A 24,991-nucleotide genomic window follows, 5' to 3' on the forward strand; every position below is an offset into this window, starting at 1 on the left:
GTGCTGCCAGCTTATCAGTGCAACAAAGAAGCCCTTTTTTATTCAAAAAGCGCTATGATGATGCAATGAATTATCTCGCTCACTTACATCTGGCCTTTAGAGCAAAAAGCTCTTTATTAGGCAATATGATGGCAGATTACGTCAAAGGTACGCCTAGCTCTGATTACAGCCAAGCTGTTATTGAGGGCATTCGTATGCATAGGCGCATCGATGTGCTCACTGATTCTCACCCGTTAGTTAAACAAGCACGTCTGTTATTCCCTGCTGAATATCGCCGAGTCGCCCCTATAACCTTAGATATTTTTTGGGATCACTTCCTATCCTTGAATTGGGCTCAATTCGAATCAAACATATCTTTAACTGAATTTATCACTAAAACACGAAATATTATTGAGCCCGATTTATGGCAAACACCTGAAAAATTCCAAGAACTCAACGAATATTTGTGGTCACAATCTTGGTTAATTCGTTACGCTGATAAAGCTTATATTGCTCAAACATTAAAAGGAATGGCGAGAAGAAGGCCACGATTAAGTGCGCTAGCCGGCTCTTATATTGCACTTGAAACTCATTATGATGAATTAAGTGAGATTTTCTGGCAATTTTATCCACAATTGCTAGAAAGAGCACAGCATCATCGACTTGATAACTGATACATTTAAACGCTATTTTGAGTTTCATCTTTTTGTCATATCATAGGATTACACTTGATATATCAAAGAGATGCTAAGTCAATTTATCATATTATTCGTAACGATTTGTTAACAAGCATAGTATTCATTTTCAAAGTTGATTAGAATGAATGGTTATACAGGAGTCATAAATAATCCTACTTTGTTGTATTAAGTTGATAGCTATAATCTATCAAATAGATTGTTCTGTTTAACTTTATCAATAGCGATTGATTATTTATGCTGTATGTATCATTTAAAAACAGGATATACCCCCTGAATTTACTCTAAATAGTCGAGGTGTAGCTAGGCGACAAGTAAATGAGTCGCTAGGAAGCATACAAAAGTATGTGACTAGTGCGAATGAACGTAGTCAACAACGCTACAACTTGAAATATGACGAGTATAAACTCTTTCAATTTACAGGAGTACATTATGGTTCTGGTTACTCGCAAAGCCCCTGATTTCACCGCTGCTGCCGTTTTAGGTAATGGCGAAATTGTTAATGATTTCAACCTGCATTCATTTATCAAAGGCAAACCTGCTGTTATTTTCTTCTGGCCAATGGATTTTACTTTTGTTTGCCCTTCAGAGCTGATTGCATTTGATCACCGTTTTGAAGAATTCAAAAAACGTGGTGTTGAAATCATCGGTGTTTCTATGGACTCAGAATTTGTTCATAACGCATGGCGCAAAACCCCTATTGATGACGGTGGTATTGGTGAAGTTAAATACCCAATGGTTGCTGATATCAAACATGACATCATCAAAGCTTATGGTATTGAACACCCAGAAGCTGGTGTTGCACTGCGTGGTTCATTCCTGATTGACAAAGAAGGTATTGTTCGTCACCAGGTTGTTAACGATCTACCATTAGGTCGTAACATTGATGAAATGATCCGTATGGTTGACGCACTACAATTCCACGAAGAACACGGCGAAGTTTGCCCTGCTCAGTGGGAAAAAGGCCAAGAAGGTATGGGCGCATCTCCAGACGGTGTTGCTAAATACCTGAAAGCAAACTCTGGAAAACTGTAATTTAACAGTAAGCTAAAGCATTTCTAAAAGCCTGTGAAAACAGGCTTTTTTATTTATTATTGCAGCACTTACCTATTCTTGGATCATTCCCTCATTATCATTACCAATTATTCATAATCTTATTATTTGCCTGCTTAAAGAGAATTTTGTGATCATCACATCAAAAAAAAATCTCCTCACTAATAACCGCTCTCTATACTTATTGTTACGCAATTGTTAATTAATATTAATAACAGCGTATAACACTCCTATTTTACTTGTTTCTATTCAAGATAACTTACTGTTATTAATGGAGATAATAATGATTATTATAAAAAGAACTCACCTTCTGTTACTCACTGCCCTTTTTTCACATTCACTTTATGCAGCCTATGAGCCTGCAGTTGAAGCACAACATGGTATGGTTGTTTCTTCTCAACATTTAGCATCTCAAGTAGGAAGTGGTATTTTACAAAAAGGAGGGAATGCAATTGATGCGGCCGTTGCAGTTGGTTATGCACAAGCTGTGGTAAATGCCTGCTGTGGTAACATTGGTGGCGGTGGCTTTATGACAATACACCTTGCTGATGGCACAAATACCTTTATTAATTTTAGGGAAACAGCACCAACTTCGGCTTCTAAAAATATGTATTTAGATAAAGAAGGCAATTTAATTAAAGATGCCAGTTTATACGGTTATCTTGCGTCAGGCGTACCCGGTACAGTCAAAGGCCTTGATTATGCGTTAGAAAAATACGGTACACTCTCACGCCAAGAAGTCATGGCACCTGCCATTAAGCTTGCAAGAGAAGGCTATATTTTAACGCGTGCTGATACGGATGTATTAGAAACGACAACAGAGCGCTTTAAGCGAGATCCTGAATCGGCAAAAATTTTCTTAAAACCAGATGGAACACCATGGCAACCAGGTGATCGTCTAATTCAAACTGACTTAGCCAATACACTTGAACTAATTGCAAACCAAGGTGCTGATGCATTCTATCAAGGTGAAATACCTAAAAAAGTTGAAGAAGCATCGAAACAACATAATGGTCTGTTAACTCAAGAAGATTTTGCTAACTTCACGATCGCAGAAACCAAACCTATTACCTGTACTTATCGAGGTTATGAATTTATATCTGCACCACCTCCAAGTTCAGGAGGCGTCACTATCTGCCAAACGTTGAATATTTTAGAAGGTTACGATCTTAAATCGATGGGCTTTAACTCCGCTGAATATGTTCATACTCTGACAGAAGCAATGCGCCATGCTTATATGGACAGAAACACCTTTCTTGGTGATCCTCAATTTATTAAAAACCCAACAGAAAAGTTGTTAAGTAAAGCCTACGCCACTGAACTTCGCCAACAAATTAAACCAAATAAAGCAACACTATCAGAAAATGTACAACCCGGCATTGCGCCTCATGAAAGCCCTGAAACAACACACTATTCTGTTATGGATAAAGATGGCAATGCAGTTTCGACCACTTACACCATTAATGGTCGTTTTGGTGCTGTTGTTATTGCCCCTGGCACAGGCTTTTTTCTCAATAATGAGATGGATGATTTTACAACCAAAGTCGGTGAAAAAAATCTCTATGGTTTAGTACAAGGCGAACGCAATAGCATTGCACCATTAAAACGCCCACTATCATCAATGAGTCCAACTATTGTGACTAAAGAAGGCAAACCTTTCCTCATTTTAGGATCACCGGGAGGTTCACGTATTATCTCAATCACCTTACAAACGGCACTTAATATCATCGAGTTTAGTATGTCCCCACAAGAAGCGGTTAATAGCCCTCGTATTCACCATCAATGGTTACCAGATGAGGTTTATTATGAGCAACGAGGATTATCAAAAGACACTTTAGAAAAACTCTCTGCCATGGGATATAAAATGGTAGAACAAACCCCATGGGGAGCTGCTGAACTTATTATGGTTGGGCTTCCAGGAGAAGAGGGTGTTATCCCTACATCATCAGGTAATGATTCTGCTGTTTCTGGCGCGGTACGTGAAGGTTATCTTTATGGATCAAATGATGTTCGTCGCCCAGCAGGTAAAGCCGTAGGTTACTAACCATAAAACCACATGATATAACTGAAAAAAGAAACCTTCTCTTAATTAGAAAAGGTTTCTTTTTTTATAAAAATGATCTAATCACGGTTTTACAATTTATTCATATATTATTCTATTAATAATAATCAATATCAATTTTTGATTAAATAAATAATTAACATCAAATATCAATTTATTATTAAAGAAATAATATTAGATAGAATATAAGAGCAAATAACTTTTAATTTAATTTCAATAATAGAATATATATAAATGGTATTTATTCTCTTTCTTAATTACAGATAAAAATAATAATCATTTAATCAAATTAAATTAATAACACTCGCTATTTTTATTTCTATGATAGCAGTCACAGAATTAATTTATTAATACCCACACTATCAAAGAGGATAATAAAAATACGTAAAAAGTGGAGATAACACATTGTAAATACAAATATTTAACATTTCATCATAATATATTTTTTTCATAAAAAGAGTTGAAATTTATAATGTATCCCTTAATGATATCGTTATTATATTTTTTATATAACGGTAAGGCAAGCGGATAAATAAATAATTTATCATCACAACTTATTTCTTATTAAATTAGTTAAGCGGAGATAAATATTAATGTCTGATACACATCATCGTCCAATATTAGATATTGGGCTATCAAGACTAGAGTTTCTGCGAATATCCGGTAAAGGGCTTGCAGGGATCACTATAGCACCCGCATTGCTTTCTCTTTTAGGTTGTAAGCAAGAAGAAATAGACAGCGGCATCATTCAATTAACCACAACACCTAAAGGCGTTTTAGTCACTAATCGAGCACGCTGTACAGGCTGCCACCGTTGTGAGACAGCATGTACAACATGGAATGATGGAAGTGTTGGTTCCTTCTTCTCTCGAACAAAAATTCATCGCCATTTCTATTTTGGTGATAAAGGTATTGGCTCCGGTGGTGGGCTTTATGGCGATTTAAACTTTACAACGGATACTTGTCGTCAATGTAAAGATCCGGAATGTATGAAGGTTTGTCCTGTAAAAGCTATCCGTTATCAAGAAGAGTTTGGCTGTATTGTCGTAGATACACGTCGCTGTATTGGGTGTGCTGCCTGTACAACGGCTTGCCCGTGGATGATGGCAACTGTCAATCCACAAACTAAAAAATCCGGCAAATGTAATTTATGTGGTGAGTGTGCATCAGCGTGCCCAACAGGTGCGTTGCAAATCATTGAATGGAAAGAAATTACTGTTTAATAAAATCCATACAATCACATCACTGAACCACATTTAGATTAGGAAGCAATATTATGATTAACGGCTGGACTGGAAATATTCTAAGAATCAATTTAACTACCGGTGCCATCACTCGTGAAAGCTCAAGTAAATTTAAATCCTTAATTGGTGGTATGGGCTTTGGTTATAAAATTATGTATGACGAAGTTGGTCCTGGAGTTAAACCTTTTGATGAAGAAAACAAAGTTGTCTTCGCTGTGGGGCCTTTAACTGGATCAGGTGCACCTTGTAGCTCTCGCGTCAATATCACCTCTCTTTCCACTTTTACTCGTGGCAATCTTGTTGTTGATGCTCATATGGGTGGCTTTTTTGCAGCATGGATGAAATTTGCAGGCTACGACTCTCTGATTATTGAAGGTAAATCAGATAAGCCTGTTTGGATCCATATTGATGATGACCAAGTTTCTATTGAAGATGCCTCTTTCTTATGGGGTAAAGGCGTTCGTCAAACCACAGAAGAGTTATGTGCTCAAACAAGCCCAGAAGCTTGTGTTGCAACCATTGGCCCCGCAGGTGAAAACCTCGTGCCTTTATCTGGCATTATTAATAGCCGTAACCACAGTGGTGGTGCTGGTGTGGGTGCCGTATTAGGTTCTAAAAAATTAAAAGCCATTGTGGTAGAAGGTAGTCGTGGCGTTAACGTTGCTGATCGTAAAGCATTAAAAGAGCTTAACGACTACATGATGACGCAACTAATTGGCTCTAATAACAACCACGTTGTACCAAGTACACCACAATCTTGGGCTGAATATTCAGATCCAGGCTCTCGTTGGACTGCACGTAAAGGACTGTATTGGGGAGCTGCTGAAGGTGGCCCAATTGAAACAGGTGAAATTCCTCCAGGTGATATCAATACTGTCGGCTTCAGAACCATGAAGTCCACCTTCGACTTAGGCCCTGAAGCAGAAGAATATACTGTGAAAATGGGGGGATGTCACTCTTGCCCTATCCGTTGTATGGCTCAACTTAACGTTCCACAAGCGAAAAAATTTGGTGTGCCACAAACAGGTGGTAACACTTGTGTCGCTAACTTTGTCCACACAACTATCTTCCCTAATGGCCCTAAAGATGTAGAGAAAAAAGGGGATGGTAACGTTGTTGGTAACTTAGTGGGTCTTAATATTTTTGATGATATGGGTTTATGGTGCAACTACGGCCAACTTCACCGTGACTTCACTTATTGCTACACGCACGGTGTTTTTAAACGCGTTCTTTCTGAAGAGGAATATAATGATATTCCTTGGGATAAGCTTGAAGAAGGCAATCCTGAATTTATCAAAGATTTCTATTATCGCTTAGCACATCGTAAAGGTGAATTTAGTCACCTAGCTGATGGCTCTTACCTAATTGCACAACGCTGGAACTTAGGTGAAGAGTATTGGGCGAACAAGAAAAATAAACTCTGGTCACCAATGGGTTTCCCTATTCATCATGCCAATGAAGCCTCTGCCCAAGTCGGTTCTATCGTTAACTGTATGTTTAACCGCGATGCGATGACACATACCCATATCAACTATATTGGCAGTGGTTTACCTCTGAAACTGCAAAAAGAGATTGCGGGTGAGCTATTTGGTTCTGGTGATGCCTTTGATGAAACCAAAAACTACACACCAATCAATAAAGCAAAAATTGCTTACACCAAATGGACAATTTTACGTAGTTGCTTACATGATGCAGTCACTTTATGTAACTGGGTCTGGCCAATGACGGTTTCACCTCATAAAAGCCGCAATTATCGTGGCGACTTAGAAATGGAAGCTAAATTCTTTACCGCTATTACAGGTGAACCGACAACCTCTAAAGATCTGGATTTAGCTTCGGAGCGTATCTTCACTTTACACCGTGCTTATACCGTTAAATTAATGAATACCATGGATATGCGTAACGAACATGACCAAATTTGCTCATGGGTATTCGATAAAGATCCTGATATTCCTGTCTTTACTGAAGGTACAGATAAAATGGACAGAGAAGATATGCAGCTTTCTCTCACCATGTTCTATGAAGAAATGGGCTGGGATCCGCAGTTAGGTTGCCCAACAAAAGAAACGTTGGTTCGCCTTGGATTGCAAGATATTGCTGACGATTTAGCATCTCGTGGTTTATTACCAAGTTAATCGGTAAAAAGGAGATAATGATGATAGAACAAAATGCATCAGCTTCTATACCACCCGATATTGCTGATGATGCAGATATTGCGTTAGAGCAACCTGATATTTCTCGTCGCCGTTGGCTACTGCCACTATCAGAAACAGGTGTTGGACGCAGTGCTAACACCACAACGGCGCTTAAGGAAGAACAAGTTGAAGAAATCGCAGAATTATCTGCTGAACAACATCTAGCGAATGCAATACGTCAATGTTCAAAAGAAGGTGAACTGCTAGCTATTTCAACGCTGTATGATGCGCCCTATTCTCTGACTAAAGAAGATATTGTGCAGTTAGAAACCGCGTTAAAAAGCGACGAGTTTATTGATATCGCCCATTTAAGTCTCAATGGTGAGGATTATTTTTACTCTGATGAATTTATGTCAGATAACTTCGCACAACTGCAATTATTAAATCGTCACGCTGATATTTGCACCGCAATTGCAGGTGTTGTTCGATTTGAGTGCGAAACCTATCCTCGTCCATTGAAACAAAGCATGTTGATGTCTGAACCCTTTCATTACACGGCTTCAGAGATTGAAGATGCGCTGACACTGATGAAAAACCACCCTGACTTTCAAGATATTCAGCAAGTTTTAGCATCTAACGATGCCCCTTATCTCTTTAGCAATACGTTAATGAGTTATGGCAAAGCACGAGGCTTAACTGAATGGATAGAGGTAGAACAACATGAAAATCCTTAACGTTCTATCTTATCCACGAAATGTCATGTGGGTATTACAACATCATCAGACTGAGGAGCAAAAATAATGCGTGTTTCTCGCCGTAAATTTGTAGCAGGCATGGGATCGGTCATTTTTTTCAGTGCGCCATTAGGAAGCGCACTTGCAGCAACTGCTGAAAAGAAACCAATCCGTTACGCCATGATCCATGATGAGACACTTTGTAATGGCTGTAATATTTGTGCCACTGCATGCCGTCGATTAAATAAAGTTCCAACTGGAATGGCAAGAATGGATATTGCTCATATTCCATTGAGCCTAAAAGAAGACAACGATAAGTACCATTTCTTTAGACACTCTTGCCAGCAATGTGAAGACGCTCCTTGTATTCCTGTATGCCCTACAGGTGCGTCTTGGCGTGATGAAACCAACGGCATTGTGCGTGTAGATAAAGAGAAATGTATTGGCTGTAGCTACTGTATATCAGCATGTCCATACCAAGTACGTTATCTTAACCCTGTGACACATGTTGCTGATAAATGTGATTTTTGTCTTGAATCTCGATTACAAAAAGGTTTCCCACCAATTTGTGTGAGTGCTTGTCCACAAAATGCCTTGTTATTTGGTAGAGAAGACAGCCCTCAAATTCAAGAATGGCTTAAAACACACGATTATTATATTTATCAACTTGATGGTGTAGGAAAGCCCCATCTCTATCGCCGTGTAGGGCCTCATGTTCAAGAGGAGGGTAAAGTATGAGTATCGTCAATACAATGCCAGACAGTGCTCAGTTCCAAGCCGCACTAAAAGAGTATGTTTTAATCTATACACCTGACTATTTACCTCTTTGGCTCATTGTTGCAGGCGTATTATTTATTGGCATGCTACTTGTTCTCGCACTGCATGGTTTTTTACGTTATCGCTTTGCCACACCTCATGGTGAATCGCATAAAGAAGAGAAACTCTATCTTTACTCTAAAGCTGTTCGTTTGTGGCACTGGAGTAATGCCTCTTTATTTATTCTGTTACTTCTAAGTGGTGGCATTAACCATTTCGCCCTACTTTCAGCCCACGATACCGCGTTATTAGTCAGTGTGCATGAAATCTGTGGTTATCTACTCTTGGTTTGCTGGTTGTCCTTTGTTCTTATTAATCTTGTTGGTGGTAATGGCAAGTTTTACCGCATTGATAGCAAAAACTGGTTTCAACGCGCCTTTATGCAAACTCGTTTTTATCTCTACGGTATTATCAAAGGAGAAGGCCATCCCTTCCCAGCAACACCTAATGTTAAGTTTAATCCACTGCAACAAATGGCTTATTTAGGTGTGATGTATGCGTTAGTTCCACTGCTTTTGATAACGGGTGTTTTACTTCAAAACCCAGCGTTTATTCCTGCTGATGCCGTAATGTTTAAAGCTTGGTTATTAATTGCACACCAAATATTAGCTGTATGTAGTGTCTTTTTTATCATTGGTCACCTTTATCTGTGTACAACAGGAAAAACACCATTCCAAACATTTCGCAGTATGGTTGACGGTTACCATAGACACTAATTAATACATGGATTAAGGAGCTTATATGTCAGTCCCTTCAAAGGAAGATATCAGATTAACAAAAGAAGACTTACGACAACTGCATGTTTCAACTTCGCTTTATCGTTGGTTTTTACGTTATTTTCCTGATGGAGGCACTTACAGTGCTATTCATAGTGAGTTAATAAAACAGCGCCGTACACAGTGGATAGAAAGCTTTATTCAATATATTTATTTACGTCATTTTAGTGAAGCATCCTTTGCCAAACAGGAACAAGAAGTGATGGAAAACATCTTGTTCCTGCTCGGCAATGAGCAACAGCAAGGCGTGACATTACAACGTCTGCCCTATCACAATACTTTGCCAACCTCTGAAAATATTCAATTTTCTACCGAATGGCATCAATTGATCTTAAAAAGCCAGCAATTAAGCACAGATCTCGCTTTGTGTGGTAATAATAACATCGTGGCTTTTTCTGGTGATGAAAACAGCATTTCCAACACTGGTTATAGCAACCAATTAATGAATACGGGTTTTGCAGGAAAAGTATGCAATACGGGTAATCAGTGTCGTATTGGTAGTTTAGGTGGACGCTCTCGCATTTGTAATAGTGGCAATGATGTCAAAATTTATGCCTCAGGCAATGGTGTTCATATCGCCAATAGCGGTATGCGTAACTTTATTACAGCTTCTCAAGATCGAGCAAAAGTCACTAATACAGGTGATTTAGCGCAAATCAATGTTACTGGAAAACACTCTGTTGCAATTAATACAGGCGATAACTGTAAAGTCACGGTATCTGGTGACAACAGTATTTGTATCTCAACAGGTCATCTTCATCAATTCTGCTTAGGAAAAGGCGGTAGTGCTGTGATTGCTTATCATGATGGCAATCGTACTCGTTTTAAGATCTTCTATGAAGGTGAAGATAATATTGTCGCTGGAGTTCATTACTATTTAGATGAAGATCAGCATCCTATTGCGGATATAAAACAGAGCTCTACTTCTATTAATTAATATCTCAAAAATATACCAGTAAAAAGGGAAACTTTCGTTTCCCTTTTTACTTTTCAAATCAATGTGCTTTATTGCTTATTGATAGCTTCAGTATGGATCACTTTTTTACTCTGTGAGCCTGCCACTTTATCGTAAATGCCACAGACAACAATCGTCACTAATACTGGGATCAACCAAGCTAAACCTTGCTCACTTAACGGCAGTTTTGTCGCCCATTCTGGTAATAAATGCTTCAAATAATCAGAGGCTTTAATGGCATCAAAAATACCGAAAAACAAACTAACCGCCATTGCAGGTGCGATAATACGGCTTGGATTATTCCACAATCGTAATGTGAAACTCATTAAAATAATCACAATACAAGGTGGATAAATCATAATCAGCACAGGGATAGAAAACGCGATCAGTTTGCTCAATCCTAAATTTGAAACAACAGCTGAGAATATCGCTAAAATCAACACCAATGTACGATAAGAGATAGGTAAATAGCGACTAAAGAACTCCGCACATGCACAGGTTAACCCGACAGCTGTCACCATACAGGCTAAGAAAATCAGTACGGCTAAGAAGAAGCTACCAAAGTTACCGAACGTATATTGAACATAGGCATGTAAAATATCAGCACCATCTTGTGCACCCGGAATAATGCTGCCACTGCTAGAGCCTAATTTAAATAAACTCAAATAAATCGCAGTTAATAATATACCTGCAATAATTCCCGCCCACATAGTGTAACGCGTCAATAGTGATGAATTATCAATACCTCGAGAGCGAGCGGCATTAACAATCACGATACCAAAAACCATAGCCCCCAATGTATCCATGGTGAGGTAACCGTTAATAAAGCCCTGAGTTAATGCCATATCTCGATAAGCTTCAGTAGCAGGAATAGCACCACCAGCAGGCCAAAATATTGCGGCAACACCTAATACCGCTAATGCCAAAATTTTAATCGGTGCCAAAATATGGCCAACGCTATCTAGTAATTTCCCCGGATAAAGCGAAATACCAATAACAATTAAAAAATAGACAATACTATAAATCAACAATGACATTTCAGTATCACCCACTAAAGGAGCAATACCCACTTTAAAAGAGACGGTTGCAGTACGTGGTGTTGCGAAAAGAGGGCCAACAGCAAGATAAGCAACAATTGCTAATAACAGCCCCATTGATTTACCAATAGGTGTGCTTAATGCTTCAATGCCACCACCGACTTTAGCTAATGCAACAATGGTTAATACAGGTAAACCAACACCAGTAATAAGAAAGCCAATTGCGGCTGTCCAAACAAATTCACCGGATTGTAATCCCACCATGGGAGGAAAAATAATGTTGCCAGCACCGACAAAAAGGGCAAAGGTCATAAACCCTAATGCCAGAATATCTCTGGAAGTTAATCTATGTGCCATAAGTTTTGTTAATATGTAGTTACAATAATGGTTAAATAGCGCCAAGATGGCGCAACATAAAATCAACAATATCTATTTGAGCTCATATCATCATTATTCAGGATAATATCCATATATAATCATTTCATGCAGAGCAATTAGGTATCAAATAGAAAAAATCGCCGATAACTAGGCACAAGTAAAACTTTTATAATGAAAAAAGGCAATAGCCAATCCAAAAACCAGAATAATCATCTAAACTATTTTTCAGCGCTAGTTATAACTATCATATATCACCGAATATACATGATATGATTTGTGCATTTTATCACCAATAATATTGGTCATCAGCAATATTTAAAGTTCTTATTAATTAATAATATTAAAATTTAACGCTACGATATTAGTTTTTATTGACATCGAGAAAAGTGATAGAGACAAAAGCCTTTATCACTGATTAAACGTTCTGTGATAAAGGCTTTAAATAGAAAAGCTGATTAGTGTGTTTTTTGAGCAGATAGTAAGGTTTGAGGCAAAATAAAAGAAAACGTACTTCCACTTCCAACTTTACTTTCAATATTCAATTGAGAATGATGATGAAGCAGTGATTTTTTCACAATTGCCAGCCCTAATCCTGTACCACCAGAATAGCGAGAGCGTGCTTTATCAACACGATAAAAACGTTCGGTTAAACGTGTTAAGTGTTCAGCACTGATCCCTGAACCGTTGTCAGAGACACTAAATAACATACCTTGAGGAATTTTTTTCCAACTGACTTTTATTGTAGTACCTTCTTCTGTGTGATTAATCGCGTTATAGACTAAATTAGAAACGGCACTACGCAACTGCTCTTCATTACCACGTACAGCCCAGTGTTCATCAATATCAAAGGTAATGTGATGCTGGCCTTGGCTTAACGAGTTTGCCTCTTGTTGTAATAAGGCTAAAATAGCAGGTATATCAACAATTTTATTTAAATCGATATGAGGGGCTGATTCAATACGGGAAAGTTGTAAGAGCTGCTTTACTAACGTATCCATCCGTTTAGCTTGTCCCTGCATTGTCATTATCGCTTTATGTTCTGCGGGGTTTTCTGCACTATTTTCTTCCATCATTTCGAGATAGCCTTGAATAACGGTTAAAGGTGTTCTTAATTCATGGCTCACATTGGCAAAAAAGTCACGTCGTGCATTTTCTAGTTTATTTTTTTCTGTCACATCTCGCGCCACCATTAAACGCTGATCCTCGCTGTATGGCATCACGCGAAATTCCACAATAGAGCTATTATTAAGAGAAATCGTTAAAGGGTGACTAAAATCGCCTGCGGTAAAATAGTGTAAGAAATCTGGGTAACGTAATAAATTAAAAATATTTTGCCCGTTGTCTTCCGGCCATCGGAAACCTAATAGATGTTGAGCTAAGCTGTTACACCAAAAAATATTACCTTCATTTGTCATCATTACAACCGCATCGGGTAAGCTTTCAGCCCCACTTCTAAAGCGCTTAATTAAGTCTCCTAATTCTCGACGTCGTTTACGATTGCGTTTCTGTGTTTGTCGAATTCCATAAAAAATAGGCTCCCATCCCCCTCTTCCTTCAGGTGGTAATACAGAGCGATCTAACCATAACCATTTAGACAATTTCATCAAGTTATAAGCATGCCACACAAGCGCACTGAGTAGCGATGCCACCAGCAACCAAGGAAGATGCCCGATAAAAAGCGATAATACAAAGGCAGGTAAGCAAAATAGACATAGCCCCCAAACGAGGGCTTTCCATGATAGTCGTTCTAACACCTGACGATTACTCCCATATTGACTTAGAAACGGGCAGAGAAGCGATATCCCGTTCCACGTACTGTTTGTATCATTCGGTCATGACCATCTTCTTCAATGGCTTTACGTAAACGACGAATATGCACATCCACAGTACGGTCTTCGACATAAACATTCGTTCCCCAAACATAGTTTAGCAGTTGTTCTCTGCTATACACGCGTTCAGGATGTGTCATAAAAAAGTGCAGAAGTTTAAATTCGGTAGGCCCCATATCAATCGGCTTATCTTGACTAGTTACTCGATGAGAAACGGGATCAAGTGCTAATCCATTGAATTCAATGATATCCTCCGCTGACATTGGTGATAAACGCCGTAAAATCGCCTTCACACGGGCGACAAGCTCTTTAGGTGAAAAGGGCTTGATAACATAATCATCAGCACCCGTTTCTAAGCCTTGGACTTTATCTTCTTCTTCCCCTTTTGCCGTTAACATAATAATAGGAATATCACGAGTATTACTTTCTCGCTTCATCTGTTTTATTACCTGTAAACCGGAGCCTCCGGGGATCATCCAATCTAATAAAACCAGATCAGGGTAAGGATCGATAAGAAAACTCAATGCAGAATCATAATCTTCTGCTTCAATTGGTTGAAAACCATTTTGTTCTAAAACAAAACAGATCATCTCTCGAATTGCGGTTTCATCTTCAACAACAAGAATACGCCTTGCCATACTCTATCCTGTGTAATGTATATAGAGGGTCAAAATGATTATGATGCAGTTTTATGACAGATTTATGACTAACCTTAACATTACTGAAATACCACTGTGTTGTTAAGGTAAATAAATCATTTTTCGGTGAGATATGGCTCAAAAAAAAGGCTTATTGTTGAGTTTTCACTAAAAAAGCAAGGTGCGCTATACTCTGAGCAAATAAAAAAGAGGGATAGCAATGCGGATTATTCACACTTCAGACTGGCATTTAGGGCAATATTTTTTCACTAAAACCCGCGCACAAGAACATCAACAATTTCTTGATTGGCTATTATTACAAATCAAGGTTCATCAAGTCGATGCCCTAATTGTTGCTGGTGATATATTTGATACTGGTTCGCCCCCAAGTTATGCCAGAGAGCTGTATAACCGCTTTGTTGTTGCAATGAGAGACACACAATGCCAATTGATTATTTTAGGTGGCAATCACGATTCTGTCGCAACACTCAATGAATCTAAATCACTATTGGCGTGTTTAAATACCACTGTTATTGCCAATGTTCATACCGAAACACCACAAGCACCGCTAATTCTTCGTCAAAAAGATAACGCACCAGGAGCATTACTGTGTGCAATCCCCTATCTACGTCCTAGAGATATGATAACTAGCCGAAGTGGGCAATCCGGTGCTGAAAAACAAAACGCCCTAAAAGAAGCGATTGCTGATTATTATCAAGTTCAATATCAAGCAGCTTTTGATTTACGTGAACAATTGAACGTCAAGATCCCTATTATTGCGACAGGTCACCTAACAACGATTGGTGCAAGTGTGACCGATTCTGTACGTGAAATATATATTGGTACTTTAGAAGCCTTCTCTGCAACCCTGTTTCCTGAATTTGATTATATTGCTCTTGGCCATATTCATCGTCCTCAAGTGGTGAATAAATCAGGACATATTCGCTACAGTGGTTCGCCTATTCCTTTGAGTTTTGATGAAAGTGGGCAACAAAAAAGTGTCTGCCTCATCAATTTTGAGCAAGATAAATTAGCCGAGCTTACGCTACTCCCTATTCCCGAATTTCAGCTATTACGCACAATTACAGGCTCATTAAAGGAAATAGCCACACAGCTTGAAAATTTAAAAAAACAATATGCTGAACCAGATACAACCATCTGGTTGGATATCGAAGTTTCTACACAAGATTATCTCAGTGATATACAAACTCGAATTCAAGAGCTAACTAACGACCCACTTTTTGATGTGGTTTTATTAAGAAGATCCAGAAAACAACGCCAAATTCTCACTAAAAATGAAAAAGAAACACTGACAGAATTAACGGTCTATGATGTTTTTGAAAGACGTTTAGAACAGCATAAGTTTGATTCCGAAGAAACTAAAACGCGATTAACCACATTGTTTAAACAAGCAGTTGAAATGGCAGAACAAGAGGATAACGAAGCAAAATGAAAATCTTAAGTCTGCGCTTTAAAAATATTAACTCCTTAAAAGGTGAATGGAAAATTAACTTTAACCAAGAGCCTTTTGTTAGCAACGGATTGTTTGCGATTACAGGCCCTACCGGTGCGGGAAAAACAACCCTTTTAGATGCCATTAGTTTAGCGCTTTATCATAGAACGCCACGATTAGATAAAGTCACACAATCTCAAAATGAATTAATGACACGCCATACTGCGGAATGTTTGGCGGAAGTTGAATTTGAAGTCAAAGGTATCCCTTATCGTGCATTTTGGGAGCAACGCCGTGCTAACTATAAAGAAGATGGCAATCTTCAGGCACCACAGGCTGAACTCGTCAAAATAGATATCACTGGAGGTGAAGACAAAATATTAGCGAGTAAGATAAGCCAAGTAAAAGAGATGATCATTAATATTACAGGGCTGGATTTTGACCGATTTACTAAATCAATGTTGCTTTCACAAGGACAATTTGCAGCATTTCTTAATGCAGATGACAAATCTCGCGCAGAGTTACTCGAAGAACTCACTGGTACAGATATTTATCGTCATATTTCCCAATCAATCTTTAAACATTGGCGTGAAGAAGAGCAAGCGTTAAAAACACTCAAGCAACAGGCTGAAATGATGGCATTGTTAGATGAAAATGCCCGCCAAGCTTTATTAACAGAACAAACAGATCTTTTTGCCAAAGAAAGCCTATTACAAAAAGAACAACAGGAATATCAAGTAGCAAAACAGTGGCAAGAAAAAGAAATTGAACTCAATAAAAACAAAGCGCTAGCGCAAACTGAGGTTAACTTAGCACAAGAAGCATTAGTTGCTGCAAAACCTGATATTCAACGACTTGAAAATAGCGAGCCTGCAGAGAAAATTCGCCCAATTTATGATGAAAAAAATCGCCTATTAAAAGAACAAGCCTATATTGAGTCACAACTCTCAGCACTAAAAGCAGAAAAACAGCTTATTGAGCAGCAAAGCCAACCCATTAATCAGCATTTAATCGAAGCACGTGACACATTTAAACAACACGATGAGAAGAAACAGCAAATATTACAACTTATTCGTGAAAAAGTGGCGCCATTAGATAATCAATTAGCCTTGCTACAACAAGATATTTCAGCAAAAACACAACAAAAAAATGCACTCGAAAAGACACAATCAGAATATCTGGAAAAAATTCAATCAACAGCACACCAACTAACAACATCACAAAAACAAGCCAGTGAATTAAATGATTATTTAAGCCAACATACGACTTATGCTCAACTTGCTGAAAATCTACCTTTGTGGCAACGCTATTTTGAGCAATATGATGAAGTCACTGAAAAATATCTTATTAGCCAAAAGAGTGAAAATACAGAGCAAGAAAAAGAACACGTTCTCAAACTCGCCTTAGAAAAAGCAACTAAAGCACTAGAGCAACAACAGCACAGTCTCAATTTACAGCAACAGCAATTAAAAGAGTTACAAACACAACTTGAGCAACAAAATAAAGCTGATGCAATTACAGATATCCCCTCTCGTTTACAGCAAATATCACAACAAAGAAATGCCCTCGCCAAACTAATGGGATTATACGCCCAATTACAGAGAGCGATAAAAACAGAACATCAACATAAAAAAATTCAGTCAGAAAATCAGCAAAAAATAGTTATGCTGACTGAAAGTATCCACAAAAATGACATTATTTTAAAAGAGAAAGAACAACATCTTAAAGATTTAAATGATAATTATCTCTTAATACGAAAGTTAGCAGAATACGAAGAAGAGAGACAACGTTTAGTTAAAGACAACCCATGTCCTGTATGCGGTTCAACGGAACATCCTTATGTTGAAAAATATAAAGAAATTAAACCAGACGAAACAAAAACACGATTAGATATTTTAACGCAACAAGTTCATGCATTAACAATAGAGTTAGTGGAACAAAAAACACAATGCGCTAGTTATCAAGCTCAAAACAAAAAACTCAATGAAGACTGTGAACAACTCACTCAAGATATAGCGACATTAAAACAACAATGGCGGATCTTAGCACAAACACACGCATTGCCTGATGCGGACTGCGAAGAAGATGCTTTGACTAAATTAGAAGCGAAGCTTGAGACAGAAGAGACTTTACTAACACAAAAAAAATCCAGTTATGACGCATTAGAAACCAAAATTCAGCAAGAATACAAACTGTTATCTGATACTAAGGAGCAGTTTAGTCAACAACAGCAAGCTATTCTTCATCAACAAAATGAATTTACTCAACAACAAAAAGAAGTCACCAATAAACAGCAACAAACAGCGCAATATCTGCAACAACAGACACAATTAGCACAAGAGATCCAATCTCGTGTTGAGCAACAAGGCTATCAGTTATGCCAATTCGAAGAAAAAACACAATGGCTTAGTGCGCGTAAAACAGAGAGTCAACAATATCAATCGACATTAAAAGCACATCAGGAATTACTGCAAATAATTCGTGAATTGTCATTAACGCAAGAAGAGAGAAAACGCTATTTAGCTGAAACTCAAAAAGAATTTGAGAGTGTTTTAATTCTCTTTAAACAACTGCATCAACAACAAGAACAGTTGAAAGTACAACGCCAAGCTTTATTCGGGACACAATCCACTGAAGATGCACGTAATGAATTAGAGCAAAAAAGTCAGTTATTACAAAAACATATTGAGCAATATAGCGAAGAAAAAAACCAACTCGAAGTTCGTCTAAATCAACTTATTGGTCAATATCAAGAAAACAAAAAATCATTACAACGGCTTTATACACTTTCACAAAGCATTATTGAACAATATCACAATACGTTAAAAAATAGCCCCTTTGATGACGAAAATGCATTTTTAGTATCCTTGTTATCAGTCGAAGAAAGAAATCGTTTACAAGAGCAACAAAAACAAAGACTTGATAAGCTACTGCAAGAAAAAACACGTTTGGATACACAAGAAAAGTCATATCAACAACATTTATCACAACAGCCATTATTGGCAACACAGCAAAATATCGAACAAATTAATGCTCAATTATTGCTGTTAGAAACACAAATAACTCAATTACAAGAGACAAAATTTCGTATTCAAGAGCAACTGCGAACTGATGAAGAAAAGCGTAAAGAGCAACAAAGCCTACTTAGCCATATTGCTAAGCAGCAGGCTCACTTTGATGACTGGAGTTATTTAAACGAGTTGGTGGGTTCTGCCTCAGGGGATAAATTTAGTCGTTTTGCTCAAGGATTAACGCTCGATCATTTGATTTATTTAGCCAATCGCCGTTTAGAAAAACTGCATGGACGTTATTTCTTACAACGTAAAACACCAGCAAGCCTTGAACTGCAAATTGCAGACACATGGCAAGCAGATGCGTTGCGAGATACACGTACTCTCTCTGGCGGAGAAAGTTTCTTAGTCAGTTTATCGCTCGCCTTAGCACTTTCAGATTTAGTCAGTAATAAGACACAGATTGAATCGCTATTTCTAGATGAAGGCTTTGGCACACTCGATCCTGATACGCTAGATATCGCACTAGATGCTCTCGATAGCCTTAATGCTTCTGGCAAAATTATAGGTGTGATTAGTCACGTAGAAGCCATGAAAGAACGTATTCCGGTACAGATCAAAGTGAAGAAAGCCGGTGGATTAGGTATTAGCCAGCTTGCTCCTGAGTTTAGATATGAAGATAAACAGAATCTAAATCAAGCAGTTAAAAACTAGGTCGAATATTTTGACGTAACTGATTAAATTTTTTATATATCAATAAATCACCAATAGCCCCTATAGTATGTCCATAGATTAGCCCAAGCTAAGACACGCTTTAAGCGCTTAAATTTATCAAGGAGACATCATGTCTAACGCATTTACTGATTTAATGAAAAAACGTAGAACAATTTATCATTTAGGTAATCAACTTCCAATTAGCGAAGACAGAGTCACGGCGATTATCAAAGAAGCGGTTAAAGAGAGCCCAACTGCATTTAACTCACAAACATCTCGTGTTGTTGTTCTGTTTGGTGAACAACATCAAAAGCTGTGGGATATCGTTAAAAATACCCTGAAAAAATTAGTACCAGCAGAAGCATTTAGTGCAACTGAAGCAAAAATTAATAGCTTCGCCGCAGGTGCTGGTTCAATTTTGTATTTTGAAGATACTGATATCGTAAAAGGTCTGCAAGAGCAGTTCCCACTGTACGCTGAAAACTTTCCTGTATGGTCAGAGCAAGCAAGTGGTATGGCACAACTTTCTGTTTGGACTGCATTAGCAGCAGAGAACGTAGGTGCTTCATTACAACACTACAACCCAATTATTGATGATGAAGTTCATGCAACTTGGGATCTGCCAAAAACATGGAAATTAAGAGCTCAAATGGTCTTTGGTTCAATTGAACAAGAGGCTGGCGAGAAGAATTATATGGAAGATGATTCACGCTTTAAAATCTTCAAATAAGTGTTAGAACAGACATCTGACAAAAGACCCTAAATAATACCCTCTTTTTTTACTTTCATTCCTTGCCCACAGCCACTGTGGGCTTTTTTTTAACTACTATTTAAGCCATTTACAGTCATTTTTAATTAAAAAAGAGCAAAGTGCGCAATGAATACAAAGGTAGGGATGGACCCTTTGTGTTCAACACTTTGCTCTCTTTATTTATTTACGCACCCTTTACCGAAGTAAAAGGTGCGATTTTCACAAGGCGTATGAAAATACGTTATTTACGTGTGATGTTATTCGCTTTTGGTTGAGCAATTGGAGACTGCTCAGCAAAGTATTTCACGACTGCATCAACATCTGGCACGCTGTAAACTGGATCTTTACCTTCTTTCAGTACAGAGAAGTTACTACCACCTGTTGCTAAGTATTCGTTAGCCACAACACGGTAAGATGCTTTCATATCCACTGGTTTACCGTCAATTTTCATTGATTCAACGATAACACGGTTACCATTAGATGCTTTGCTATCCCATGTGTACTGGAAGTTACCTGAAATCGCTAACACTTGTGGACGTGAACGATCCCACTGTTGTTCTAACAGGCGCTTGATTTGCTCACCCGTTAATGTTTGAGTTAACAGTACGTTAGAGAATGGCTGTACAGTGTAGATTGCGTTATAAGAAACGTCACCACCTGTCATATCAGCACGAATACCACCGCTGTTCATAAACGCGATTTGTGCGCCACCCATATCTTTTGGTTTAGCAGTATATAAATGTGCATCAGCAATCACTTGACCCAGTGCAGATTCACCCGCATCGTTAGTTTGCTTAGTTAAATTACCTTCTAACTTACCGATAATGCGGTTAGCTAATGGGGTAGCAATTTTTTCGTAAGCTTCTAACAGTTTAGTGACTGCTGGATCTTTTTCGTATTTACGGTTATCAACCCAGATATTACGAGCTTCGATATCAACAACATCTTTCGTTGTTTTATCTAATTTCAGGTCAATACGCGTTAACATTGCACCGTTAGACTGTGCAGATGTCACTGATTTACCGTTGATAGTACAGTTATAAGCTTGGTGAGTATGCCCTGTAACAACAAAGTCAATTGCTGGATCTAATTGTTCAACAACACCCAGTACTTTACCTGTAATACCATTACATGCGTTGATATTAACCGGACCACCATCACGGCGCTGCGCAGCACCTTCGTGGATCAGAACACCAATTGCTTGAACGCCTTTTGCTTTTAACTGAGGCACTAATGCGTTAATTGTTTTTGCTTCATTATGGAAGCTTAAACCTTCGGTTCCTTTAGGTGTTACGATAGCCGCAGTACCTTCTAAAGTTAAACCGATGAATGCAACAGGAATACCGTTGAATTCTTTAATAACATATTCTGGGAATAAGGTTTTGCCAGTTTCGTTAACAATAACGTTAGCCGCTAAGTATTGGAAATCTGCGCCTTTAAACTCAGTTGGACCTTGGCAACCCGTTACTGGGTGGCAACCACCGTTTTGTTTACGCAGTAACTCGCCCATGCCTTTGTCAAATTCGTGGTTACCCACAGAAGTTGCCTCTAAGCCTGCTAATGATAATGCTTCAATTGATGGTTCATCATGGAACATTGAAGATAACAGAGGGCTTGCGCCAACCATATCACCCGCAGCAACAACGATGTTGTTCGGGTTATCTTTCTTCATTTCTTTGATTAATGTTGCCATGTGTTCGATACCACCAGGTTTGTTTGGACCTGGCGCTTTTAGCGCACCATGGAAGTCGTTCATTGCGATAACACGCACATCAACAACATTAGCTTCATCGTAGTTCTTTGCACAACCGGCTAATAAGACTGAGCTTACTGCGAGTGCAACGAGTTTATATTTATGGTTCATTTAAAATTTATCCCTAAGATCAAAATTCACGTTTCGGACAATCAATTACTTCGAAATCTTTGCTATAACAGATATAGAATTCATCTCGATTAATTTGAATTTCTTTATCCTTCAGCGATGGATTGTGTTCTTTTAAGAACTTAATCAATGCACTATTTGAAGGACGGCCCTCTGGTAATACTAACGCTTCATACAACTCTTTTTGTTTACCAAAGAATGCATCTGGTGTATCAAACGCACAAACACCATGTTTTTCCCATTCGCCTTGTAACAGATCGATACCCGGAGAATCACACAGATAAGGTTTGATAGCAGAGTATTCTAAAGGTGGTAAATCGCCTTTACATAAACGAGGATGCTTGCGTATGTCTTTCCAATCGCGGCAGTCTTCCCATGATTTACCATCACAGGTTTCAGCCCACAGCCCATGAACAATCCAACCAAATTTATTATCTGAGAAGCATTGGATTTCAAATTTATCGTACTCACGTTTTGCACGATCTTTTTCATTATCGTTATTTAAACGTTTAATATTATTACTTTTATAATCACAAAAAGCCGGTGAGTAGTTAATCGCTAACTTAAAGTAATCTGTTGATGCTGTGCTGTTTTGACCATAGCGATCATTAGAAGCAATGTAGTCGTAAGGTGCCGTTGGAGCATCAGGTAAAATACAAGATACGCCTTCAACTAATTTAGCTTGAGGTTTTAATGGTTCTGTAATTTCAGGTGCTTGCGTTGCACATCCTGCTAACACTAACGCAAAAGCAGCAGGCAATAGCTTCATAAAGCGCATAAAATCCCCTTAAAGAGTCATAAACGCCACTCTTTTGGTTCAAAAAGGTAAGAAAAACCTGCCCTGAACGGGCAGGTTTAATTGCTTATTTCTTCTCAGTTAAATCGATTTTGTAAATTGCAAAACCAATTTCATCATTTTCCACGAAGGTCATTGGATATTGAGCGAAATCTTTAATAAATGCAGCTGCTTTTTCACTTGGCGAAGTTTCAAAACGGACATCTAACGCTTTATCAGTCTTAATAGGTAAGAATGACCAGTTGTTAGCGGCTTTAGTCGCAACTTCACCTTTTTCTTTCGTTTGTTTAGCAATGTAAGACGCTAAAATTGCACGGTTTTCATCTGGAGATGCAAATGCAATATTCGCTTCACCTGTACCTGCGAACTTACCGCCGTATCCACGGTAGTTATTTGTTGCAACAAGGAATGTTGCTTTAGGATCGATTGGTTTGCCTTCGTAAGTCACTTCTTTGATACGATTCGCATCTTTGTTAACCACTTGGCAATCAACGTCATATTTAGCTGGTTGAGTTAAGTCAACTTTATAATTCACACCGCTAATGGTGTCGAAGTTATAAGTACGGAAACCATCCCAGTTGATCAGTTCTTGTGGTTTAGTTGAATTAGGATCAACTTGGTTCCACATACCCGCTGAACATTCTAACCACTCAACAACATCCGCACCGGTCGCTTTAACAACCACTAATGTGTTTGGATACAGATATAAATCTGCAGCGTTACGGAAGGTTAAGTCACCTTTTTCAACTTCTACAAAGTCTGCTGGTGCATTTTTACGACCACCTGCTTTAAATGGTGCTGCGGCACCTAATACTGGTAAACCGTCTAAGTTCGGATCACCTTGAATAAAGTGTTTGGTGTAATCAACTTGTGCATCATTAACGATTTGTACAGTTGGATCGCTTTGTACTAATGCTAAGAAGCTGTACATGTTGGCAGAAGCTTTACCAATGTGTTTACCCACGAAATCACGGGTACCTTGGTGTGCTTTTTCGATAATTTGAGCTAATTCAGCATCACGTTCAACTAATGCTTTTTTGTTTGCTTTATCAAAGATAGGACGCGCTTCACCTGTTGCTTCAGTCATCACCCATTTACCGCTGTCGTTATTGATAACCATATCAACGACACCTAAGTGATCACCCCATTGACCAGGCATAACAGCAGGAACTCCGTTTACGGTACCTTTCGCTGTATCTACACCTTTAATGCCTTCAAATTCTTTGCTTGGGAATACGCCGTGAGCGTGACCAAACATGATGGCATTGATGCCTTCAACTTCACTTAAATAATAAACAGAGTTTTCCGCCATTGCTTTGTATGGCTCTGACGCGAAACCAGAGTGAGGAATAGCCACAATCAGGTCAGCACCCTCTTTTTTCATTTGAGGGACGAATTTTTTCGCTGTTTCTGTAATATCATTTACAACGACCTTACCATCCAGATTGGCTTTATCCCAGATTAAGATCTGTGGTGGTACGAAGCCGATATAACCAATCTTGATAGTGTGTTCTTTACCATCACGATCTTTTACTGGTGTATCAACAATGATATAAGGTGTGAAATAGTTTTTGCCTGTTTTCGCATCCATCACGTTGGCGTTGATGTAAGGGAATTTAGCACCAGCTATGGCTTTTTTCAGGTAATCTAAACCGTAGTTAAATTCATGGTTACCAAAGTTACCTACTGTATAGCCCATGGTGTTCATCAGCTGGTGAGCTGGATGAGATTCGCCTTTTTCTAAGCCTTTAGCTGCTTGGTAGTCAGCCAGTGGGCTACCTTGGATCAAGTCGCCGTTATCAACTAAAATCGCATTGGTTGCTTCTGCTTTCGCTGCTTTAATTAAATTAGCAGTACGAACATAACCAAACTGTTCTGTTGGTTTGTCTTTGAAGTAGTCAAAGTCGATTAAGTTACTGTGAACATCAGACGTCTCCATAATACGAAGATCGACTGTCGCAGCATTCACGTTGAATGCGACAAACATTGCTAATGTTGAAATTTTCAACACATTCTTAACCATTACACACCCCTTATATATTGGTTAACAGGA

General features: G+C 38.5%; 18 protein-coding genes. 12 read left to right on the forward strand and 6 right to left on the reverse strand.

What is annotated here, in order from left to right:
* Positions 1–65 precede the first annotated feature (65 nt).
* The 9 genes from JEP40_RS01225 to ydhT all read left to right on the forward strand — a co-directional run bounded on the left by JEP40_RS01225 (position 66) and on the right by ydhT (position 10,431).
* Positions 66–653: an ACP phosphodiesterase gene (locus tag JEP40_RS01225; RefSeq protein WP_198622091.1), complete on the forward strand. Its 588-nt coding sequence runs from the start codon at positions 66–68 to the stop codon at positions 651–653.
* A 453-nt stretch (positions 654–1,106) separates the two neighbouring features.
* Positions 1,107–1,709, forward strand: coding sequence for a peroxiredoxin C (locus tag JEP40_RS01230; protein WP_109408013.1), 603 nt, complete (start codon positions 1,107–1,109; stop codon positions 1,707–1,709).
* A gap of 301 nt (positions 1,710–2,010) precedes the next feature.
* A complete protein-coding gene (gene ggt / locus JEP40_RS01235) occupies positions 2,011–3,771 on the forward strand; it encodes a gamma-glutamyltransferase (RefSeq protein ID WP_198622092.1) in 1,761 nt (586 codons plus the stop codon).
* 611 nt (positions 3,772–4,382) lie between these two features.
* The gene (locus JEP40_RS01240; protein ID WP_006535141.1) at positions 4,383–5,012 is read left to right on the forward strand and encodes a ferredoxin-like protein; all 630 of its coding nucleotides are present in this window, start codon (positions 4,383–4,385) and stop codon (positions 5,010–5,012) included.
* A gap of 53 nt (positions 5,013–5,065) precedes the next feature.
* Positions 5,066–7,168 carry an aldehyde ferredoxin oxidoreductase gene (locus JEP40_RS01245; RefSeq protein ID WP_109408015.1) on the forward strand — a complete coding sequence of 701 codons (2,103 nt, stop codon included), beginning with the start codon at positions 5,066–5,068 and terminating at the stop codon, positions 7,166–7,168.
* 20 nt (positions 7,169–7,188) lie between these two features.
* On the forward strand, positions 7,189–7,902 hold the full coding sequence (locus tag JEP40_RS01250; RefSeq protein WP_232799113.1) for a YdhW family putative oxidoreductase system protein: 714 nt from the start codon (positions 7,189–7,191) through the stop codon (positions 7,900–7,902).
* Between the two features lie 66 nt (positions 7,903–7,968).
* Entirely contained in the window at positions 7,969–8,640 is a 672-nt protein-coding gene (locus JEP40_RS01255; protein ID WP_109408017.1) for a 4Fe-4S dicluster domain-containing protein, read from the forward strand.
* On the forward strand, positions 8,637–9,434 hold the full coding sequence (gene phsC, locus JEP40_RS01260) for a thiosulfate reductase cytochrome B subunit (protein WP_198622094.1): 798 nt from the start codon (positions 8,637–8,639) through the stop codon (positions 9,432–9,434). The genes JEP40_RS01255 and phsC overlap by 4 nt, the downstream gene beginning before the upstream one ends.
* Positions 9,435–9,459: 25 nt before the next feature.
* On the forward strand, positions 9,460–10,431 hold the full coding sequence (gene ydhT, locus JEP40_RS01265; RefSeq protein WP_198622095.1) for a protein YdhT: 972 nt from the start codon (positions 9,460–9,462) through the stop codon (positions 10,429–10,431).
* 68 nt (positions 10,432–10,499) lie between these two features.
* On the opposite strand, the gene brnQ is transcribed toward ydhT, so the two are convergent.
* The 3 genes from brnQ to phoB form a co-directional block, all read right to left on the reverse strand.
* Complete coding sequence (brnQ, locus tag JEP40_RS01270; RefSeq protein ID WP_198622096.1) at positions 10,500–11,843, reverse strand: branched-chain amino acid transport system II carrier protein; 1,344 nt, start codon at positions 11,841–11,843, stop codon at positions 10,500–10,502.
* Positions 11,844–12,319: 476 nt separating this feature from the next.
* A complete protein-coding gene (phoR, locus tag JEP40_RS01275; protein WP_198622097.1) occupies positions 12,320–13,618 on the reverse strand; it encodes a phosphate regulon sensor histidine kinase PhoR in 1,299 nt (432 codons plus the stop codon).
* 23 nt (positions 13,619–13,641) lie between these two features.
* Positions 13,642–14,331, reverse strand: a complete 690-nt coding sequence (gene phoB, locus JEP40_RS01280; RefSeq protein WP_036932936.1) for a phosphate regulon transcriptional regulator PhoB — start codon at positions 14,329–14,331, stop codon at positions 13,642–13,644.
* A 220-nt stretch (positions 14,332–14,551) separates the two neighbouring features.
* Here phoB and sbcD point away from each other — a divergent pair, with 220 nt between their 5' ends.
* The 3 genes from sbcD (at position 14,552) to JEP40_RS01295 (ending at position 20,239) form a co-directional block, all read left to right on the forward strand.
* Positions 14,552–15,784 carry an exonuclease subunit SbcD gene (gene sbcD / locus JEP40_RS01285; protein ID WP_198622098.1) on the forward strand — a complete coding sequence of 411 codons (1,233 nt, stop codon included), beginning with the start codon at positions 14,552–14,554 and terminating at the stop codon, positions 15,782–15,784.
* The gene (locus JEP40_RS01290) at positions 15,781–19,509 is read left to right on the forward strand and encodes an AAA family ATPase (RefSeq protein ID WP_198622099.1); all 3,729 of its coding nucleotides are present in this window, start codon (positions 15,781–15,783) and stop codon (positions 19,507–19,509) included. Before sbcD ends, JEP40_RS01290 begins: the two co-directional genes overlap by 4 nt.
* Before the next feature lie 130 nt (positions 19,510–19,639).
* Entirely contained in the window at positions 19,640–20,239 is a 600-nt protein-coding gene (locus tag JEP40_RS01295; protein ID WP_109408025.1) for a nitroreductase family protein, read from the forward strand.
* A gap of 262 nt (positions 20,240–20,501) precedes the next feature.
* Here JEP40_RS01295 and JEP40_RS01300 read toward each other — a convergent pair whose 3' ends face one another.
* The 3 genes from JEP40_RS01300 to JEP40_RS01310 all read right to left on the reverse strand — a co-directional run bounded on the left by JEP40_RS01300 (position 20,502) and on the right by JEP40_RS01310 (position 24,961).
* Entirely contained in the window at positions 20,502–22,124 is a 1,623-nt protein-coding gene (locus JEP40_RS01300) for a bifunctional metallophosphatase/5'-nucleotidase (RefSeq protein ID WP_109408026.1), read from the reverse strand.
* A gap of 19 nt (positions 22,125–22,143) precedes the next feature.
* Complete coding sequence (locus tag JEP40_RS01305; protein ID WP_109408027.1) at positions 22,144–22,920, reverse strand: ribonuclease T2 family protein; 777 nt, start codon at positions 22,918–22,920, stop codon at positions 22,144–22,146.
* A gap of 85 nt (positions 22,921–23,005) precedes the next feature.
* On the reverse strand, positions 23,006–24,961 hold the full coding sequence (locus tag JEP40_RS01310; protein ID WP_198622100.1) for a bifunctional 2',3'-cyclic-nucleotide 2'-phosphodiesterase/3'-nucleotidase: 1,956 nt from the start codon (positions 24,959–24,961) through the stop codon (positions 23,006–23,008).
* Positions 24,962–24,991 lie beyond the last annotated feature (30 nt).

The sequence above is a fragment of the Proteus vulgaris genome, assembly GCF_016239305.1.
Lineage (GTDB): Bacteria > Pseudomonadota > Gammaproteobacteria > Enterobacterales > Enterobacteriaceae > Proteus > Proteus vulgaris_C.